At 45.6% G+C, this 16,865-nt stretch carries 14 protein-coding genes; all 14 read left to right on the top strand.

Annotated elements, in window-relative coordinates; all coding sequences use genetic code 11:
• The first annotated feature begins 5 nt into the window (after positions 1 to 5).
• The 14 genes from JMY01_RS13420 to JMY01_RS13355 all read left to right on the top strand — a co-directional run bounded on the left by JMY01_RS13420 (position 6) and on the right by JMY01_RS13355 (position 16,674).
• On the top strand, positions 6 to 1,241 hold the full coding sequence (locus tag JMY01_RS13420; RefSeq protein ID WP_201576774.1) for an NADH:ubiquinone reductase (Na(+)-transporting) subunit B: 1,236 nt from the start codon (positions 6 to 8) through the stop codon (positions 1,239 to 1,241).
• Positions 1,222 to 2,100 (top strand): Na(+)-translocating NADH-quinone reductase subunit C, encoded by an 879-nt coding sequence (locus JMY01_RS13415; protein ID WP_201576768.1) that lies wholly within the window; start codon positions 1,222 to 1,224, stop codon positions 2,098 to 2,100. The genes JMY01_RS13420 and JMY01_RS13415 overlap by 20 nt, the downstream gene beginning before the upstream one ends.
• Before the next feature lies 1 nt (position 2,101).
• Entirely contained in the window at positions 2,102 to 2,773 is a 672-nt protein-coding gene (locus JMY01_RS13410; RefSeq protein WP_201576766.1) for an NADH:ubiquinone reductase (Na(+)-transporting) subunit D, read from the top strand.
• Positions 2,773 to 3,381 carry an NADH:ubiquinone reductase (Na(+)-transporting) subunit E gene (gene nqrE / locus JMY01_RS13405; protein WP_201576763.1) on the top strand — a complete coding sequence of 203 codons (609 nt, stop codon included), beginning with the start codon at positions 2,773 to 2,775 and terminating at the stop codon, positions 3,379 to 3,381. The genes JMY01_RS13410 and nqrE overlap by 1 nt, the downstream gene beginning before the upstream one ends.
• A 163-nt stretch (positions 3,382 to 3,544) precedes the next feature.
• Positions 3,545 to 4,780, top strand: a complete 1,236-nt coding sequence (nqrF, locus tag JMY01_RS13400; RefSeq protein WP_201576759.1) for an NADH:ubiquinone reductase (Na(+)-transporting) subunit F — start codon at positions 3,545 to 3,547, stop codon at positions 4,778 to 4,780.
• A 297-nt stretch (positions 4,781 to 5,077) separates the two neighbouring features.
• Entirely contained in the window at positions 5,078 to 5,878 is an 801-nt protein-coding gene (locus JMY01_RS13395) for an SDR family NAD(P)-dependent oxidoreductase (protein ID WP_201576756.1), read from the top strand.
• A gap of 126 nt (positions 5,879 to 6,004) precedes the next feature.
• A complete protein-coding gene (locus JMY01_RS13390) occupies positions 6,005 to 7,123 on the top strand; it encodes an FAD:protein FMN transferase (RefSeq protein WP_227677935.1) in 1,119 nt (372 codons plus the stop codon).
• A 334-nt stretch (positions 7,124 to 7,457) separates the two neighbouring features.
• Positions 7,458 to 8,960 carry a sodium:proton antiporter NhaD gene (gene nhaD / locus JMY01_RS13385; RefSeq protein WP_201576744.1) on the top strand — a complete coding sequence of 501 codons (1,503 nt, stop codon included), beginning with the start codon at positions 7,458 to 7,460 and terminating at the stop codon, positions 8,958 to 8,960.
• 120 nt (positions 8,961 to 9,080) lie between these two features.
• Complete coding sequence (nqrM, locus tag JMY01_RS13380; RefSeq protein ID WP_201576732.1) at positions 9,081 to 9,326, top strand: (Na+)-NQR maturation NqrM; 246 nt, start codon at positions 9,081 to 9,083, stop codon at positions 9,324 to 9,326.
• A gap of 348 nt (positions 9,327 to 9,674) precedes the next feature.
• Entirely contained in the window at positions 9,675 to 10,931 is a 1,257-nt protein-coding gene (locus JMY01_RS13375) for a CynX/NimT family MFS transporter (RefSeq protein ID WP_201576729.1), read from the top strand.
• A gap of 104 nt (positions 10,932 to 11,035) precedes the next feature.
• The gene (locus JMY01_RS13370) at positions 11,036 to 12,100 is read left to right on the top strand and encodes an alpha/beta hydrolase (protein WP_201576727.1); all 1,065 of its coding nucleotides are present in this window, start codon (positions 11,036 to 11,038) and stop codon (positions 12,098 to 12,100) included.
• A 141-nt stretch (positions 12,101 to 12,241) separates the two neighbouring features.
• Complete coding sequence (locus JMY01_RS13365; RefSeq protein WP_227677933.1) at positions 12,242 to 13,072, top strand: arylesterase; 831 nt, start codon at positions 12,242 to 12,244, stop codon at positions 13,070 to 13,072.
• A 204-nt stretch (positions 13,073 to 13,276) separates the two neighbouring features.
• Positions 13,277 to 14,002, top strand: a complete 726-nt coding sequence (locus JMY01_RS13360; RefSeq protein ID WP_201576725.1) for an ABC transporter ATP-binding protein — start codon at positions 13,277 to 13,279, stop codon at positions 14,000 to 14,002.
• Positions 14,002 to 16,674: an ABC transporter permease gene (locus tag JMY01_RS13355; protein WP_227677931.1), complete on the top strand. Its 2,673-nt coding sequence runs from the start codon at positions 14,002 to 14,004 to the stop codon at positions 16,672 to 16,674. Before JMY01_RS13360 ends, JMY01_RS13355 begins: the two co-directional genes overlap by 1 nt.
• The last annotated feature ends 191 nt before the right edge of the window (positions 16,675 to 16,865 follow it).

Here is a 16,865-nt window from a genome sequence, read left to right as displayed (position 1 = left end):
CCACGATGAAATTTTTACACAATATGTTCGATCGTATGGAGCCGTCTTTCACCAAAGGTGGCAAACACGAAAAATACTATGCCATCTTTGAGATGTTTGACACTTTTTTGCGTCAACCAGGCTCAACGACTTATGCATCTTCGCACGTACGTGACGGTATTGACCTTAAACGTATTATGATTACCGTATGGCTATGTACTTTCCCAGCGATGTTTTGGGGTATGTACAACGTCGGTCATCAAGCATTGACCGCCATCGCTCAATTGGGTCTACAACCTGAGGGCTGGCGTACCATCATCACTGGCATGGCAGGCTATAACCCAGACAGTATCTGGGCAAGCTTTGTCTACGGAGCAATGCAGTTCTTACCGATATACCTTGTGACCTTTGCGGTAGGTATCTTATGTGAGATTATATTTGCCGTGGTTCGTGGGCATGAAGTAAACGAAGGTTTCTTTGTGACCTCTGTACTGTATGCGCTATGTCTACCACCAGATATTCCTTTATGGCAAGTTGCCTTAGGTATCATCTTCGGTGTCGTCGTAGCAAAAGAAGTATTCGGCGGTACGGGTAAAAACTTCCTTAACCCTGCCCTATCAGGTCGGGCGTTCTTATACTTTGCGTATCCAGCATATATGTCTGGTGACTCTGTATGGACGGCAGTCGATGGTTTCTCAGGTGCGACACCGCTTGGCCTCGCGGCACTTGGTGTAGTTCCTCAAGATTTCGTCGACGTCTATGGTAATGCCATCACTTGGAGTGATGCATTCTTAGGTAATATGCAAGGCAGTATCGGTGAAGTCTCGACGCTTGCCATTCTAATCGGTGCGGTGTTCTTACTATGGACGCGCATTGCATCATGGCGCATTATGGCAGGTTGTGTGGTCGGTCTGATCGCCACTTCTTTACTATTCAATATGATCGGCTCAGAAGATAACCTCATGATGAGTCTGCCGTTTTATTGGCATTTGGTCATCGGTGGTTTTGCTTTTGGTGCCGTCTTTATGGCAACCGATCCAGTCTCGGCAGCACATACCAATAAGGGCCGTTGGGCTTATGGTATCTTGATTGGGTTTATGACAGTCTTAATTCGTGTCGTCAACCCAGCCTTCCCAGAAGGTATTATGCTTGCCATTCTATTTGCTAACTTATTTGCTCCATTGTTTGACTACTTTGTGACTCAAGCAAATATCAAACGCCAAACAGCACGGAGGGTTCGCTATGTCCAAGCCCAAAAGTAATAATGCAAAAACCATTAGCGTAGCCTTGACGCTATGCTTGGTGTGTTCCGTATTGGTCTCAGCTGTCGCCGTCGGTCTCAAGCCGGCACAAGTTGAAAACGCGCGCTTGGACCGTAATAAGAACATCTTAGTAGCCGCTGGTATGTTTGATCCTGCATCTGATACCGCTGCTGACGTTGCTGAACGCTTTAAAGATTTTGACGTCGAGATTGTTGACTTAAATCAAGGCAACTACTTAGACGATGACCAACTATTAGATGTTGGTATTCCTGATCGAAATGCTTATGACGCTAGTCAAGCGACTAAAAATCAAGCATTAAGCGAAGACTTAGGTAACAACGACCCTGCTGGTATTGGCCGTGTACCTAAGTACGCCAAAGTCTATGTCAAAAGCGATGATGCTGGTCAACCTGAAATGGTGGTACTACCAATCCAAGGCTACGGCTTATGGGGTACTATCTATGGTTTCTTAACCCTTGAAAGCGACATGAATACCATCAAAGGTATCAGTTTTTATGAGCATAAAGAAACTCCAGGCCTTGGCGCTCGTATCGAAGAGCCAGAGTGGCGTGCCAAATGGAGTGGTATCCACTCTTATGATGAAAATGGTGATGTTGCCACTGGTGTCTCTAAAGCTGGTACACCAAGAGACAACTGGGTCGACGGAATCAGTGGCGCGACGCTAACTGGTCGCGGCGTCAGCAACATGATTCAGTTCTGGTTGGGTGAGCAAGGTTATAAACCTTATTTAGACGCTCTACGTGAAGAGAGTGGTCAAACTATTGATAATGCTGACGTACAAGCTGCGCAATCGACAACCGAGCTGGCAGCACCAGTAGCAAACGGCAAGGAGGCATAACATGGCTGACACTAAAAGTATCTTAACCTCGCCAATCTTTGATAATAACCCTATTGCTTTGCAGATCCTAGGCATCTGTTCAGCCTTGGCGGTAACCACCAGTGTGTCCAATGCGTTGGTCATGTGTGTGGCATTGACATTGGTAACGGCTTTTTCAAGCTTCTTTATCTCTATCATTCGTAAGCAGATTCCATCAAGTATCCGTATTATCGTACAAATGACCATCATTGCCTCATTGGTTATCTTGGTCGATCAGGTGCTAAAAGCGGTCGCTTATGATGTAAGTAAGGGTCTATCAGTATTCGTTGGTTTGATCATCACCAACTGTATCGTCATGGGTCGTGCAGAAGCATTTGCCATGAGTAACCCACCTGTACCAAGCTTTTTAGATGGTATCGGTAACGGTCTTGGCTACTCTGCAGTGCTATTGTTTGTTGCTACTATCCGCGAGCTATTAGGCGCTGGTACTTGGCTTGGCATTACCATTTTGCAGCCAGTCACTGACGGCGGTTGGTATTTGCCAAACGGTCTATTATTACTGCCACCTTCGGCGTTCTTTATTATCGGTTTGTTCATTGCCATTATTCGTATCTGGAAACCAGAACAGGTTGAAGAAGCTGATTTTGTGATGAAGCCGCAGTCTAAAGGCATGGCACATGGAGGCGGTCACTAATGGGACACTATATTAGTTTATTTATAACCTCAGTCTTTATTGAGAACATGGCACTGGCCTACTTCCTAGGCATGTGTACCTTTTTGGCAGTATCAAAAAAGGTATCAACGGCTATTGGTCTTGGCGTCGCTGTTATCGTGGTCATGGTCATTACTGTGCCATTAAACAACTTACTGTTTCAGTTCATCCTAAAAGACGGCGCACTAGCATGGGCAGGCTTTCCTGATATCGACCTCAGCTTCTTAGGTTTGCTAAGTTATATTGGTCTGATTGCTGCAACCGTACAGATCTTAGAGATGTTCTTGGACAAGTTTGTTCCAGCTTTATACAACGCACTTGGCGTGTTTTTGCCACTAATCACTGTAAACTGTGCCATTTTAGGTGGCGTACTGTTTATGGTTGAGCGTGACTATAACTTTAGTGAGTCTGTGGTATATGGCGTAGGTGCAGGTTTTGGTTGGGCAATTGCTATCACCGCATTGGCTGGTATTCGTGAAAAGTTAAAGTACTCAGACATCCCAGCACCGCTGCGTGGTCTTGGTATTACCTTTATCACAGTTGGCCTTATGTCGCTCGGCTTTATGTCGTTCGGTGGTATGTCCATTTAGACCGCTAAGCTTAGCGTTGTTGGTTGATAGAACGATTAACGACCTAAGCCTAAGACCCCATTTAGCTATTTGACCTATTTAACTCATTTATTCGGTAGGCGTTCGGGTACAGCAATAAATTAATGCCCCCGCACCCCTACCCCATAGATTAAGGATACATATCATGGATTATGCTACGGCGATTGGTGGCGTTGCTATGTTTACCTTGATCATCATGGGCTTGGTTGCCATTATTTTGGCGGCACGCTCAAGACTGGTCAGTTCAGGCGACGTTACAATACGTATCAATGATGATCCCGAAAATGATGTAGTGACACCAGCAGGTGGTAAGCTGCTACAAACCCTTGCTAGTGAAGGTATCTTTTTATCTTCCGCTTGCGGTGGTGGTGGTACCTGTGCTCAGTGTCGCTGCCGCGTTATTGAAGGTGGTGGCTCTATCTTGCCCACCGAAGAAGGCTATTTTACGCAAGGTGAGATTCGCGACCATATGCGCTTGGCTTGTCAGGTACCTGTAAAGCAAGACATGCAAATCGAGATTGATCCTGAGTTCTTTGATGTACAAAAATGGGAGTGTGAGGTTATCTCTAATGATAACGTTGCAACCTTCATTAAAGAGTTGGTGCTAAAAATTCCAGATGGCGAGGAAGTTAACTTCCGTGCTGGTGGCTATGTACAGTTAGAAGCGCCACCGCATGAAGTGCATTATAAAGATTTTGACATTCCTGAAGAGTATCGTGAAGATTGGAACAACTTCGGTTTATTTGATTTGGTTTCAAAAGTGGACGAAGAGGTCATTCGTGCCTATTCGATGGCCAATTATCCTGAAGAAAAAGGCTTGATCAAATTTAATATTCGTATTGCAACTCCGCCACCTCGTGGTCCTAAAGGCATACCACCAGGACAAATGTCGTCATGGACGTTCAACTTAAAACCTGGCGATAAAGTGACGGTATCAGGCCCTTATGGTGAGTTCTTTGCCAAAGATACGGATGCTGAGATGATCTTTGTCGGAGGCGGTGCAGGTATGGCACCAATGCGCTCACATATCTTTGACCAACTCAAACGCTTGCACTCTAAGCGTAAGATCAGCTTCTGGTACGGTGCACGCTCTATTCGTGAGATGTTCTATGTTGAGGATTATGATCAACTAGCAGAAGAATTTGATAACTTTGAGTGGCATGTGGCCTTGTCCGATCCTTTACCCGAAGACAACTGGGAAGGTCCAACTGGCTTTATCCACAACGTGTTACTCGAAAACTATCTGAAAGATCATCCAAACCCAGAAGATTGCGAGTATTACATGTGTGGGCCACCGATGATGAACGCGGCGGTAATCGACATGTTGCACAGTTTGGGTGTCGAGGACGAAAACATCATGCTTGATGACTTCGGCGGTTAAAGCTAAGCAAACATATCAAAATGATAATTTATGTTAAATTAAGAGCCTCTATTGAGGCTCTTTTTTATGGGCTAAATTTAATCACTATCAAAATGATGTCTTAGGGCGCGTCCTCAATTCAATCGAAGGATACCTAAATGGGCTAAAAATGGCTAAACCTAGCCAAACAGCGTTAAATAGCTAGGTAATATCCCGATATTATCTACGCTCTTTTCCTTGTTTGACGGCAATTTATCTCATTTTTATCTCCATTTTTAAAATGAGGACACGCCCTAGTGACAACAAGAAAGGACTCTTATGAAAACCAAGTATAAAGATTTAACCATTTGGATAACTGGTGTGTCCAGTGGTATCGGTGCAGCGTTAGCCATTGCCTTTGCCAAACGAGGCGCAAGGATTATCCTAAGTGGCCGTAATGAAGAAAAACTAGAAGCGGTTAAAAAACGCTGTAAACGCGCCAACAAACATATCATTGTGCCTTTTGACATCAGCGATGCCAACCAAGCAACAGCAGCTTACTTGTCGGTCAAAAAACAAGCAGGGAAAATAGATTGGCTGATTAATAATGCGGGTGTCAGTCAACGTTCTCTTATCATGGAAACCACCGAGGAAGTCGAGCGTCGAATAATGGAGATAGATTACTTTGCACAAACGCGTCTGACCCGATTGGTTTTGCCAGATATGCTCGCTCAAGGTAGCGGGAAAATAGTGATGATATCCAGCGTAGCAGGCCTTTTAGGTACTCAATATCGCGGTGCTTACGGCGCTGCCAAAGCCGCCATTCATATGTGGGCAAACAGTCTGCGTGCTGAACTGCACGATCAAGGAATAGAAGTCGCGACTGTATTCCCAGGGTTTATTCAAACCAATATCTCTATCAATGCCTTGACAGGAGACGGTAGCACGCAAGGCACCATGGATGACGCCACCGATAAAGGCTTAAGCGCTAGCGCATTTGCTAATCAAGCTGTCAAAGCACTGACAAAAGGCGAAGAATATATTATTGTCGCAGGCAGCAAAGAAAAACTGGCGACAAGAGTCAATCGAATATCACCACCAAAACTGTATAAACTCATCCGTGAGTCACAAGTAAAATAAAAAACCGCTCTTTATATGAGTTTGGCTCTACTTTATAGCTATTAGTGGCAAGAGGTGTAAAATAGGCCAACTCATTTGCACTTACACTCACCTTTATCTGATATCAAAGCACTTATGAAAAACTTAATGTCCCTCTCGTCCCTCCATAAATCTAATAATACCGCCCTATTTAGTGTCATCAGCATTGGCGCTGCTTTGAGCCTCAGTGCTTGTCAGCAAACGCCTGGTTATAACTATTTAAGCGGCGAGACCATGGGTACCAGCTACCATATCAGCTATCAGCTGCCAGAAGATATCGATGAGGCAGACATTCAAGCAGCGATTGATGAGCGGCTGCGACAAATCAATGACAGCATGTCGACCTATCAAAGCGACTCTACCATCTCAAAATTCAACCAATTGGCTAAAAATACACCGATCGTTATTGACGCGGATTTTAGTCATGTCCTAGACGTCTCTCGAACAGTGTACCAACAGTCTAGTGGCGCGTTTGATCCGACAGTGATGCCGCTCATTGATGTTTGGGGCTTTGGTAGCACCATGACCGTTGATCGTTTGCAAAGCCCGCCAAGCGCTGTACAAATTGCGCAAGCAAAGGCTTTGGTAGACTTTGACAGCGTGGTGCAAGAAGACAAAGAATTGTATAAAACCAAAGATGGCGTGGAATTAGACTTTTCTGCCGTAGCTAAAGGTTATGGCGTCGATGTCATCGCTGATGTACTTAGAGATGACTATCAAATCCGCAACTATATGGTTGAGATTGGCGGTGAGATTGCGACCTCTGGTGTCAATGGTCAACAACAACCGTGGCAGATTGCGATTGATGCGCCTATCCAAGGAAGCACTGTAAGTGAGCGTCAAACCATCTCAGCTATCCGTCAGCCGATGAAAAGTGGTAATCAGATGTATCTAGCAACGTCTGGAAACTATCGTAATTCGGTGCTCTTAGAAGGCAAACGTTATAGCCACACAATCGACCCAACCTCTGGCGAGCCTATCGCTGGCGGCGCGCCTTCGGTAACGGTCGCTGCCGACTCGGTAGCTCTTGCCGATGCTTGGACAACGGCGCTCACAGCCATGCCTTATAGCAAAGCATTAAGCGTCGCTAAAGAGCAAAACTTAGCGGCACTATTTGTCGTCTTGGCTGATGGTGTCAAACCAGACGCACCTGCTGATAAGCTAGAGGATTGGCAGGTAGTACAGACACCTGCGATGAAGGCCTTACGTGCTGATCAGGTTGATTAGAGGTTGTATAGTCAATCAACTATAGTGAGTCCTAGATAAAAAGAGTACAGCTTTTACGGCGTGCTACTGGTATAAATTTTCTTTGCTTGCTGTGCGACTTCGTCACTCCAGAGGCTGCATAAAATTCATCCCAGTAGCACTGTATTTATAATTCACCAATAGACACTGCTGATTTCTAAGCTTAGCGTGATTCATGATGTTTGATGATACCCACGTATTATTTCATGAGTAGTTCCTACAGTCATCCTACTGGCTGTCTTAATATTTGTAACTGACGTACAATATAGCCGTTTAAATAACTGTTGTCACCGTGTTCTTACACTAAGGATATCCAATGATCTATTCATTGATGGCGGTAGTTTTTGTCTTGGGCTATATAGCTATTGCTCTAGAACATAACCTCCATGTCGATAAAGCCGCCTCTGCCCTATTAACGGCAGTTATCGTCTGGACATTGCTCGTGATTGGATCAGAGACGTTACTTACCAATCAACTCACCGATGGTCTTAGCGCCACCGCTCTCTTAAATACTGAGCTTCGTCATCACTTATCAGAGATTGCAGAAATTTTGTTTTTCTTGATGGGTGCTATGGTCATCGTTGAGTTGGTTGATGCGCATGATGGTTTTGCAGCCATTACCAACCGCATTCATACGACCAACGCAGTCGCTTTGATATGGACAATCGGCACACTTACTTTCTTTTTCTCCGCACTTTTAGATAACTTAACCACCACCATTGTCATGGTTTCACTGCTACGTAAGCTAGTAGCAAATAAACAAATGCGCTTGTGGTTTGTCGGTACGGTCGTCGTATGTGCTAACGCTGGCGGTGCTTGGTCACCGATTGGCGACGTGACCACCACCATGCTGTGGATTGGTAATCAAATCACTGCCAGTCACATCATTGTTAATTTAATCGTTCCAAGCTTGGTCGCTGCTATTGTGCCACTCTTGATACTGACGTTTATGTTCCGAGGTAAAGAGGTACACAGACCAAAACCTGCGAAAGCCCCTATTGAGTCCTCAAACGTCAACTATCTTGGCGAGTACACGGTCGCCTCCGCTATGGCGATAAACGGCATAGAAGAGAAGCAAGTAAAGCTCCTCGAGGCCTACTCAAATGGAGAAAGCAGTGCAGCTGAACCCAATCCGCTTGATGCTGTGACGCCCAAGATGCGTATCAGCATCTTGGCTTTGGGTCTTGGCGCACTGGCCTTTGTACCTGTGTTCAAAACCTTGACCCAGCTGCCCCCTTATATGGGTATTTTATTCGGTGTTGGGGTACTTTGGGTGTTTACTGAGCTGGTGCATCGTCATGACCAATGGCATGTCAAACAGCAAATGACGGTCGTTGGCGTCCTTACCCGAGTCGACATGTCTAGTATTTTGTTCTTTTTAGGCATCTTATTGGCAGTCTCTGCACTCGCCACCGCTGGTCACTTGATCGATATGGCGACATGGCTCGATGATACCTTTGGCAACTTATATGTTATCAACATATTAATCGGTCTGTTGTCATCATTGGTAGATAACGTGCCACTGGTAGCAGGTGCGATGAAAATGTATCCACTACTCACCGATTCTGCGTTGGCAGGACTGACTGGTGATGAGCTGGCACGACAAAGCATGTTCTTACAAGACGGTGCATTTTGGCACTTCTTGGCTTACTGTGCAGGTGTTGGCGGTAGCTGCTTAATCATTGGTTCAGCAGCGGGTGTGGCAGCTATGGGTATGGAGAAAATATCATTTATGTGGTATCTCAAACATATCAGCGCTCTGGCACTTGTGGGTTACTTGGCAGGTGCTGCTACCTATATCGCTATGCATGTTATGTAAACTTGTAACAGCTTTGTTTAGCTAGACATTATCTAGACCAAGCAACTATGGTAGAATAGAGGGATAAATCCAATAACAGTCTGCAATAAATAGTAGGCTGAATAAGTCGAGGATCCCTCTATGCTTAGCCAACTACTTCCTATGCTCGCTATTACCTTTACCGTATTCGTATTGTTCTTTGTCTTTATGGGTATCGGTTATATGGTCAAAAAAAAGCCACTTAGAGGCTCTTGTGGTGGCGTTGCCAAATTGATGGGCGATGAAAACTGCTCGTTTTGCGGGAATGATCCTAATAAATGCGACTCTATCATCGCTGAACAACAAGAAAACGCGCTAAAAGCGGCACAGTTGGGCAAGTCTGTATAAACGCCTCGCTTGTTACCATTCTCTGGTAGTGTGTACTTACTCTCTCTTCTTATAATAGCGTCAAGTCCTTTTGATACCTTAAAAGTGACTGGCGCTATTTTAAATTGCACAATCCCATTCTTTTAAAGCAAATACCCATTTACTATGCTGACTCTATCTAATAGAGTGGTAAGCTTAGTATTTGACTGGTGTTCTGCCAGTATATTCCTAATGCTGATTCATTCTGTCAGTCACCATCTAGGTGAGATTTCTTTGGTGTTATTTCATAAGCGGTGGTTAGAGTCTGGTCTGTTCAGCGCTTGTTAATGACGTATCTTTTTTTAATCTAACTCTAATAGTCGTGCTGCTATGTCTACCCCCTCTAATATGCAATCTCAGTCTCACTCAAATACCGCAAAGCCATTTAAGCTGCCCTCTGAAAAGTTTACTTTTTGGTTGGTACTGTGCGCCATCATCTTGCTGGCGACCAATATGCGTGCGCCTATCGTTGCGCTCGGTTCCATTGCCCCTGTTGTACAAGAGGCGCTAAATATCTCTGAGACTCAAATCGGTTGGTTAGGTGCAGTGCCGATGTTAGGCTTTGCGGTAGGGTCGTTTATCTCGCCTGCTATTGGCAAGCGTTTTGGGCTTGAGAATACATTGATTGCGATGATTGCACTGCTCACTTTAGGTATGGTAGTGCGTTCAGTCATTCCGACTTGGATTGGGTTTTTGAGTGGTACGATAATTCTTACCTTAGCCATCGGATTTGCCAATACGCTAGCGGCGCCAGTGATCAAGCAGCGCACACCCAATCACATTCCTCTCATTACCGGCTTATTTAGTCTCACGATGACGGTGAGCGCTGGAGTCGTCGCTGGTGTGGTGCTACCACTGTCTGAGTATGTGGGCTGGCAATGGGCGCTTGGTGGTTGGTCAATCTTGGGGTTTTTTGCCATTGTTATTTGGGTGCTTTTGCGTTTGCGCTTGGGTTCATCCAATCATCAGCCCGTCACTTTAATACCTCAGGGTTCATCTGATATATCCATTTGGCGCAACGCCTTTGCTTGGCAAATCGCTATTTTTATGGGTCTTCAATCTTTGCTATTTTATACTGTCGCCAGTTTCTTACCCTCTATTTGGGTTAGCAAAGGGCTTTCAGCGGTGAAAGCGGGGCAAATGAACGCAGTATTCCAGTTTATGGCACCAGTCGCTATTTTAAGTTTGACGTGGCTTATTAATCGTGGCCGCCCTATTCAAGCCTTAGCCATATTGGCAGCTGTTTTAAATGTAATAGGCATATTTGGGGTCAGCTACCTGTCGCCTGACTTGGCTTGGTTGTGGTCAGCATTTATGGGTATGGGTTGCTCGGCGATTTTTACCTTAAGTATGATGCTGTTTTCTATGCGTACTTATACGCCCAATCAATCAAGTGAGCTGTCAGGTATGGCACAAACTGTGGGTTATTTGATTGCTTTTTTTGGCCCACTCGGTACGGGTTGGCTACATGAAGCGACAGACAGTTGGGACTTACCATTATTAATCATGCTGATATTAATGATTGCTAATGTGGTCTTTGCTTGGATGATCAGCCGTCCAGTGATGGTCGATGGTCGGCCTGCTTAGTTTAAGATGTGTTTGATATATCAGTCGCTAACAGCAGTCACTAGCAGTGTTGATTTGTCATTTATCAAACACGCTCGAATACTTATAAACTCAAAGGAATGAAGATGAGTCACTCTACCCAGCAAAATAAAACTGATACTGAAAGCCAAGTTGAGCTATTACCCGCTGTTGCTAACTATCTACAAGTATTAAATGAGCAGGTGCTACCCGCATTTATACAAACAGGCAGTGTTCCTAATGCCATTAATGCTCGGGACGGTTTGGCAAATCTAACCCATACCTTTGTCACTGAGACAGTGGATATGGCGCTAATAGTCGATGACATCATTGACTGTGATGCGGCAACTGGCGATGCTTATGATGTGCCTGCTTATCATGTACCGGTGCGCCTTTTTTATCCCAGCTTGCCTGACGCCTCAATAGAGCAGACTGAACAGACACCATTTCCCGTGATGTTGTATTTTCATGGTGGTGGTGGTACCGCGGGTAGGGTCTCTGTTTATCATCAAATCCTATGCCGTCTGGCAAAGCATACAGGGCACATTATTATTGCGCCAGAATACCGCCTTGCACCAGAAAACCCTTATCCTTGCGCCCAAAACGATGCTTGTACTACTTTACTTGGATTAAATAAACTACTGACCAGACGTAAAATTAGTGCGGCAGGGAAGGTTGTTGTAGCAGGAGACAGTCATGGTGGAGCTTTGGTGACTAATCTGCTACGCGACCCTAGAATAATAGAGTCAGGCGTAATAAATGATATCAGCGCGCAAGTACTGATATATCCAAGTGTTGACTTTACCATGAGCTGCCCTTCTATTAATAAATACGTCAATGGTTATTTGCTCAGTCGAGCGCGTATCGGCTGGTATTTTGATCAGTATTTTCAGCACGGTGAAGATAGACAGGCAAAATCTGCTCTATTTGCCAGTCGAGATGAGCTGGCACATCAGCCACCCGCGCTTATTATCAATGCAGCGGTTGATCCTTTATATGATGAAGGCGTCGCCTATGCCGCCAAACTTAGCGAAGCTGGCGTTGATACGCAGCACATGATTTTTGATAAGGTCATTCATGCTTATCTAAATATGGAAAATCTCAATCCTGACATTTGCCAGCAAACTTATCAGACTATAAGTGAGTTTTTGGGTAGCAAAAGTTCTGAATAACGCTAACCAATCTTCGACAGCCAGCCGTTATCAAAATTGTTAAGGTGTTTGATAGTTTGGTCATAGTATCAACTACTTGTGAATATTAAGCCTGCCCTAATATAAAGCACATACTGCCAATAAATATGTAACGGAACCACTATGTCATTGCCTTTAACAAAGCCTTATTTATCTAAATTTTTATCAAAGAAACTTAGCTTAGCGCTACTGACTAGCTTAGCGCTACTGACTAGCTTAGCACTGATGGCCTGTAGTCCAGCTGCTGATACTGATTCTAATGCTGACGCGAACGACCCTGTCGTAGATGCGCCTCAAGTAGAAGTAATTAATAATGCTACTAATGAAGTTTCACGTGAAACAAGTACTGAGCAAGAGAATGTCGTAGCGATTGAGCAACCTATTACTATCTTGGCGCTTGGCGATTCCTTGACCGAAGGCTTGGGCGTCGACCCTGATGACAACTACCCTGCGCAACTAGAAGCCAAGTTAAAACAGATGGGTTATACCAATGTCAAAGTGGTCAATTCAGGTCTCAGCGGTGAAACCAGTACTGGGCTTGTCAATCGTTTGGACTGGGTGGCGCAAACTCAGCCTGATATCACTATTTTGACCATTGGCGCAAACGACGCCATGCGTGGTATCGATGTGGCAACGGTTGAAGCCAATATCCGTACGGCAGTTAAGCATCTGCAAGATAATGGTAGCGAGGTTATCTTGGGCGGTATGCAGATTTATGAGAATTTGGGTTCTGACTATGTGCAGTCGTTTGCAGCGATATATCCTCGCGTCGCTAAAGATATGGATTTGACTTTGATTCCTTTTTTCTTGGATAAAGTAGGCGGTGACCCTGAGCTAAATCAAGCCGATGCCATTCATCCAACCAAAGATGGCTATACCATTATCGTTAATGATAATATTTTGCCAATCTTAACGCCTGAGCTTGAAACCTTTGTAGAGAGCGAAAACAACTGATTTGACTGACTTAATAATACAGTCAATTAAAAATAAAACTGTTATAGATTTAGACGCGCTACTGGTATAAATTTTACTTGCGTGCTGCGTTCCCAGAGGCTGCGCAAAATTCATCCCAGTAGCGCTATGTCATTTTTAAAGTGTATCAACTATACCTAAAAAGCCAGCGTAAATAACTGACCATACGTCAACTGAGACCCTGTAATGACCTTATCAAATTCGACTGCACCAACATCAAAACCAGAATCTACATCAAATTCTACACAGCAAGCCTTACTAACCGCCGCAAACTTAAATAAAACCGTGCAAGTCGGAGAGCAGTCGCTGTCTATTATCAAAGATGTCAGTATTGATATCGATGCTGGCGAGTTTGTGGTCATTATGGGTAAGTCTGGCTCGGGTAAGTCCACCTTGTTAGGACTATTAGCAGCGCTAGATTATCCCGATAGCGGCTCGGTTCAGCTGGCTGATAAAACCTTAAGCGCCCTTGATGAAGATGCGCTTGCCGCCATTCGTCAGCGTGAAATGGGCTTTGTGTTTCAGTCGTTTCACTTGCTGCCAACATTGACAGTCGCGGAAAACATTGCCTTTCCACTCGATATTGCTCGGCGTCCAGACAAAGCGCGAGTGGATGAATTGATTGAAGCCGTTGATTTGGGTCACAGACGCAACAGCCTGCCCAATCAGCTATCAGGCGGTGAACAGCAACGCACAGCCGTCGCACGCGCTTTGGTTTCGCGTCCCAAAATCGTCTTCGCTGATGAGCCCACAGGCAACTTGGATGAGCAAAACGCCGATCAAGTCATGAATCTGCTATTGGATTTGCGCCAGCAAACTGGCTCAGCCCTCGTCGTCGTGACTCACGATCCTGCGCTTGCTGAAATGGCAGATCGAGTCATTACCATGCATGATGGCCGGATTTTATCTTAATGAATAATAAGTTAACAGACAACAAACCAGCGGCTAGCAGCCCCACATCCGTTACTGAAAACGCTGACACTATGGATAAAGAGTCAAATTATTCTGGTGGCATGATAAGCCAGCTATTTACTCGCAATCTAGGCTCGCAAGCATTGAGTCGCAGCTGGTGGCGACGCTGGGTATATCCGGTGTTGTTTTTATTAACGCTCACGCTATCGCTTGCCACCTACCTGACCCTCGACTCTATCCAGCAGTCTGTTGATAGCTATATCACTGACAATCAGCGCGCGCTGGTCGGTGGCGACTTGATCTTAAACAGTAAGCAAGCGTTTCCAAGCGAGGTATTAACGCAAGTAGAAACGGTCGCTGAGACTCAAGTCGTTTATGATTATCAGTTTAATGCGATGATCGTCAATGATGAGCAAACGCTGCTTGCCCGCGTCAAAGCCGTCTCCCCTGCTTATCCGTTATATGGAGAGGTCGAGCTCGCTTCAGGGCTGCCGCTTTGGGAACAGCTGACTGTAGATAATGTGGTCGTCGCACCCGAAGTACTCAAAAGCTTAAACGCTGACATCGGTGATCGCATCACCATTGGCGAGGCGCAGTTTACGATCAGTGATGTACTGACGAAAGAGCCTGACCGTCCATTGACCGCCTTTGGCTTTGGCGGGCGGGTCATGATGCAAGAGGACGCGTTAGAAGCGACAAATCTGTTGGGTCAGCGTAGCCGCATCAATTATCGTATTGAGCTGGCAGGTGATAGCGAGTCAATGGCAGCGCAGCAGACGCAGCTTGAGCAAATATTAGAAGGCTATCCTGACATTGAGCTTTCTGATGCCGACTCTGCCGATACTTCAGTCTCGCGTATCTCTGATAATGTGTTGATGTTTTTGAAGCTATTGGTCATCGCCGTATTGCTGCTATCTGCAGTGGCAATGTATGGAGTTATCACGGCCTTTGTCACCAAGCAACAATCTAATAATGCGATTCGTCTGGCTGTGGGCGAGCCGATTGGTGAGATCAAAGTCAGCTATTATCGCCTATTAATGACCACCTCCATCATTGCCTGTGTGGCGGCAGTGGTGCTCAGTCTTGCACTGCTGAAAGTTGGTCAGCCTTATCTATCCGCTATCTTGCCTGCCGATATTGGCCTAGCCATCAATCCACTTAGTATTATCAAAACCATTATCATCGCTTTAATATTGACCTTGCTCATCACCCAGCGCGGTCTTAGTAGCCTTGATGATACCAAGCCTGCAACCTTACTCAATCAAGGTGCTAGCCAACAATCGCAAAACTTGCCTTGGTATCGACGCCTACCGCTCCTATGGTATGGACTGATGCTCATAGGACTGTATGCGTTTTTTGCCTATGAAGTCGGTTCGTTAAAACTGGGTGCACAGATACTGCTCGGTTTAATTGGTTTCGTGGCAATATTTTGGCTATTGGCACGGGTTTGGCTATGGCTACTGACCAAGTTGGCGACCAATACCAATGTCAGTTGGATGCAGCGCATTGCCATTCATAATCTGGCGCGCAAAGGCAATCAATCCGCGCTGTTTTTCGTTACCCTATCGCTGTCAGTCGCTGTCCTCACGCTCATTACCACGCTCAACCACAGCATCAATGCGCAGTTTATCAATGCATATCCTGATGATGCGCCCAATTTATTTTTATTAGATGTGCAGAGTGACCAGCACGATGAGATTAACACCATCATTGGTGCGCCAGTAAGCTACTATCCTGTGATTCGCGCACGCGTGGTGACCGCTAATGGGGTACCTGCGCAAGATATCGAAGTCGCCGATGGCTTTGATGATCCGACGCGCGTCTTTAATTTAAGCTATGCCGATACGGTGATGGATACCGAGTTCATCACTGATGCGGTAGTAGATGACCAGCTTTACGCGCCTATTGCCGATCAAGATGGCCTTCAATCAACGCGGTCATCAGCACTGCAACAAGTACAGCCGCTCTCTATTTTGGACACCGCCGCAGGCATGCTAGGTGTCGGCATGGGCGATGAAATTCGCTTTAATATACAAGGTATTGAGCTGACAGGACAGATTACCAGTATCCGTTCACGTTTTGAGCGCGGGCCGAGTCCTTTCTTTTATTTCTTATTTGAGCCGTCGGTATTATCAAGTGCACCGCAAATTCAATTTGCCACCGCCCACGTACCAGCCGATGGGATTCCAGATCTGCAAGGTGAGTTGGTACGCCAGTTCCCCGCAGTGACTACTATCGATGGTACGGCAATCGCTCAGCAAGTCCAAGAGCTGGTAGTACAAATGAGCCGCTTGGTCTATGTCTTCACGCTACTGGCATTGCTGACGGGTGTCATGGTATTGATTAGCTCGCTCCTCTCTACCTCGCAAGATCGCATGCAAGAAAGCGCTTCGTTCAGGCTATTAGGTATGCAAAAGCGTGACTTGTATATGCTCAATATCTTAGAGCTTGGGGTGCTTGGTATTAGTGCGGCGACATTTGCGGTCATTATCGCCAGCGTTGGCGCATGGGCTGCGATTACCCAATGGTTTGACTTACGCTATAGTGTGCCGTGGGCAAGCTTAGGCATTGGCGGTGCGGCGTTAGTTGCCTTGCTATTTGGCATTGCTATTATCTATGTGCGCTTGGTGATTGGACGCGGGATTATGGCAAGGGTGCGGGCGATGATATGAGGTGAGAAGCGTTAAAAAATTGCACTGCAATTTTAGCTTCGCAAGGAAAAATCCCTTAAAGGGGATTTTTTGATTGTTGAAAGTTTAGTAAGAATTGATGGCGGATTATTTGTAGCTAATCCTGCTATCCGCTATTATCTGTCAGCCTAGGCGTGAGGAAGGATTAAGTGAAGCACTGCTTCGCCCTGACG

Source organism: Psychrobacter sp. H8-1, assembly GCF_904846575.1.
Taxonomy (GTDB): domain Bacteria; phylum Pseudomonadota; class Gammaproteobacteria; order Pseudomonadales; family Moraxellaceae; genus Psychrobacter; species Psychrobacter fulvigenes.
Note: the sequence above shows the minus strand (reverse complement) of the source record. Positions and strands in the feature narration are given on the sequence as shown.

Excerpts from the sequence above, each read along its gene's own strand:
- JMY01_RS13420 (WP_201576774.1), top strand. The coding sequence starts at position 6 with ATGAAATTTTTACACAATATGTTCGATCGTATGGAGCCGTCTTTCACC.
- JMY01_RS13415 (WP_201576768.1), top strand. The coding sequence starts at position 1,222 with ATGTCCAAGCCCAAAAGTAATAATGCAAAAACCATTAGCGTAGCCTTG.
- JMY01_RS13410 (WP_201576766.1), top strand. The coding sequence starts at position 2,102 with ATGGCTGACACTAAAAGTATCTTAACCTCGCCAATCTTTGATAATAAC.
- nqrE (WP_201576763.1), top strand. The coding sequence starts at position 2,773 with ATGGGACACTATATTAGTTTATTTATAACCTCAGTCTTTATTGAGAAC.
- nqrF (WP_201576759.1), top strand. The coding sequence starts at position 3,545 with ATGGATTATGCTACGGCGATTGGTGGCGTTGCTATGTTTACCTTGATC.
- JMY01_RS13395 (WP_201576756.1), top strand. The coding sequence starts at position 5,078 with ATGAAAACCAAGTATAAAGATTTAACCATTTGGATAACTGGTGTGTCC.
- JMY01_RS13390 (WP_227677935.1), top strand. The coding sequence starts at position 6,005 with ATGTCCCTCTCGTCCCTCCATAAATCTAATAATACCGCCCTATTTAGT.
- nhaD (WP_201576744.1), top strand. The coding sequence starts at position 7,458 with ATGATCTATTCATTGATGGCGGTAGTTTTTGTCTTGGGCTATATAGCT.
- nqrM (WP_201576732.1), top strand. The coding sequence starts at position 9,081 with ATGCTTAGCCAACTACTTCCTATGCTCGCTATTACCTTTACCGTATTC.
- JMY01_RS13375 (WP_201576729.1), top strand. The coding sequence starts at position 9,675 with ATGTCTACCCCCTCTAATATGCAATCTCAGTCTCACTCAAATACCGCA.
- JMY01_RS13370 (WP_201576727.1), top strand. The coding sequence starts at position 11,036 with ATGAGTCACTCTACCCAGCAAAATAAAACTGATACTGAAAGCCAAGTT.
- JMY01_RS13365 (WP_227677933.1), top strand. The coding sequence starts at position 12,242 with ATGTCATTGCCTTTAACAAAGCCTTATTTATCTAAATTTTTATCAAAG.
- JMY01_RS13360 (WP_201576725.1), top strand. The coding sequence starts at position 13,277 with ATGACCTTATCAAATTCGACTGCACCAACATCAAAACCAGAATCTACA.
- JMY01_RS13355 (WP_227677931.1), top strand. The coding sequence starts at position 14,002 with ATGAATAATAAGTTAACAGACAACAAACCAGCGGCTAGCAGCCCCACA.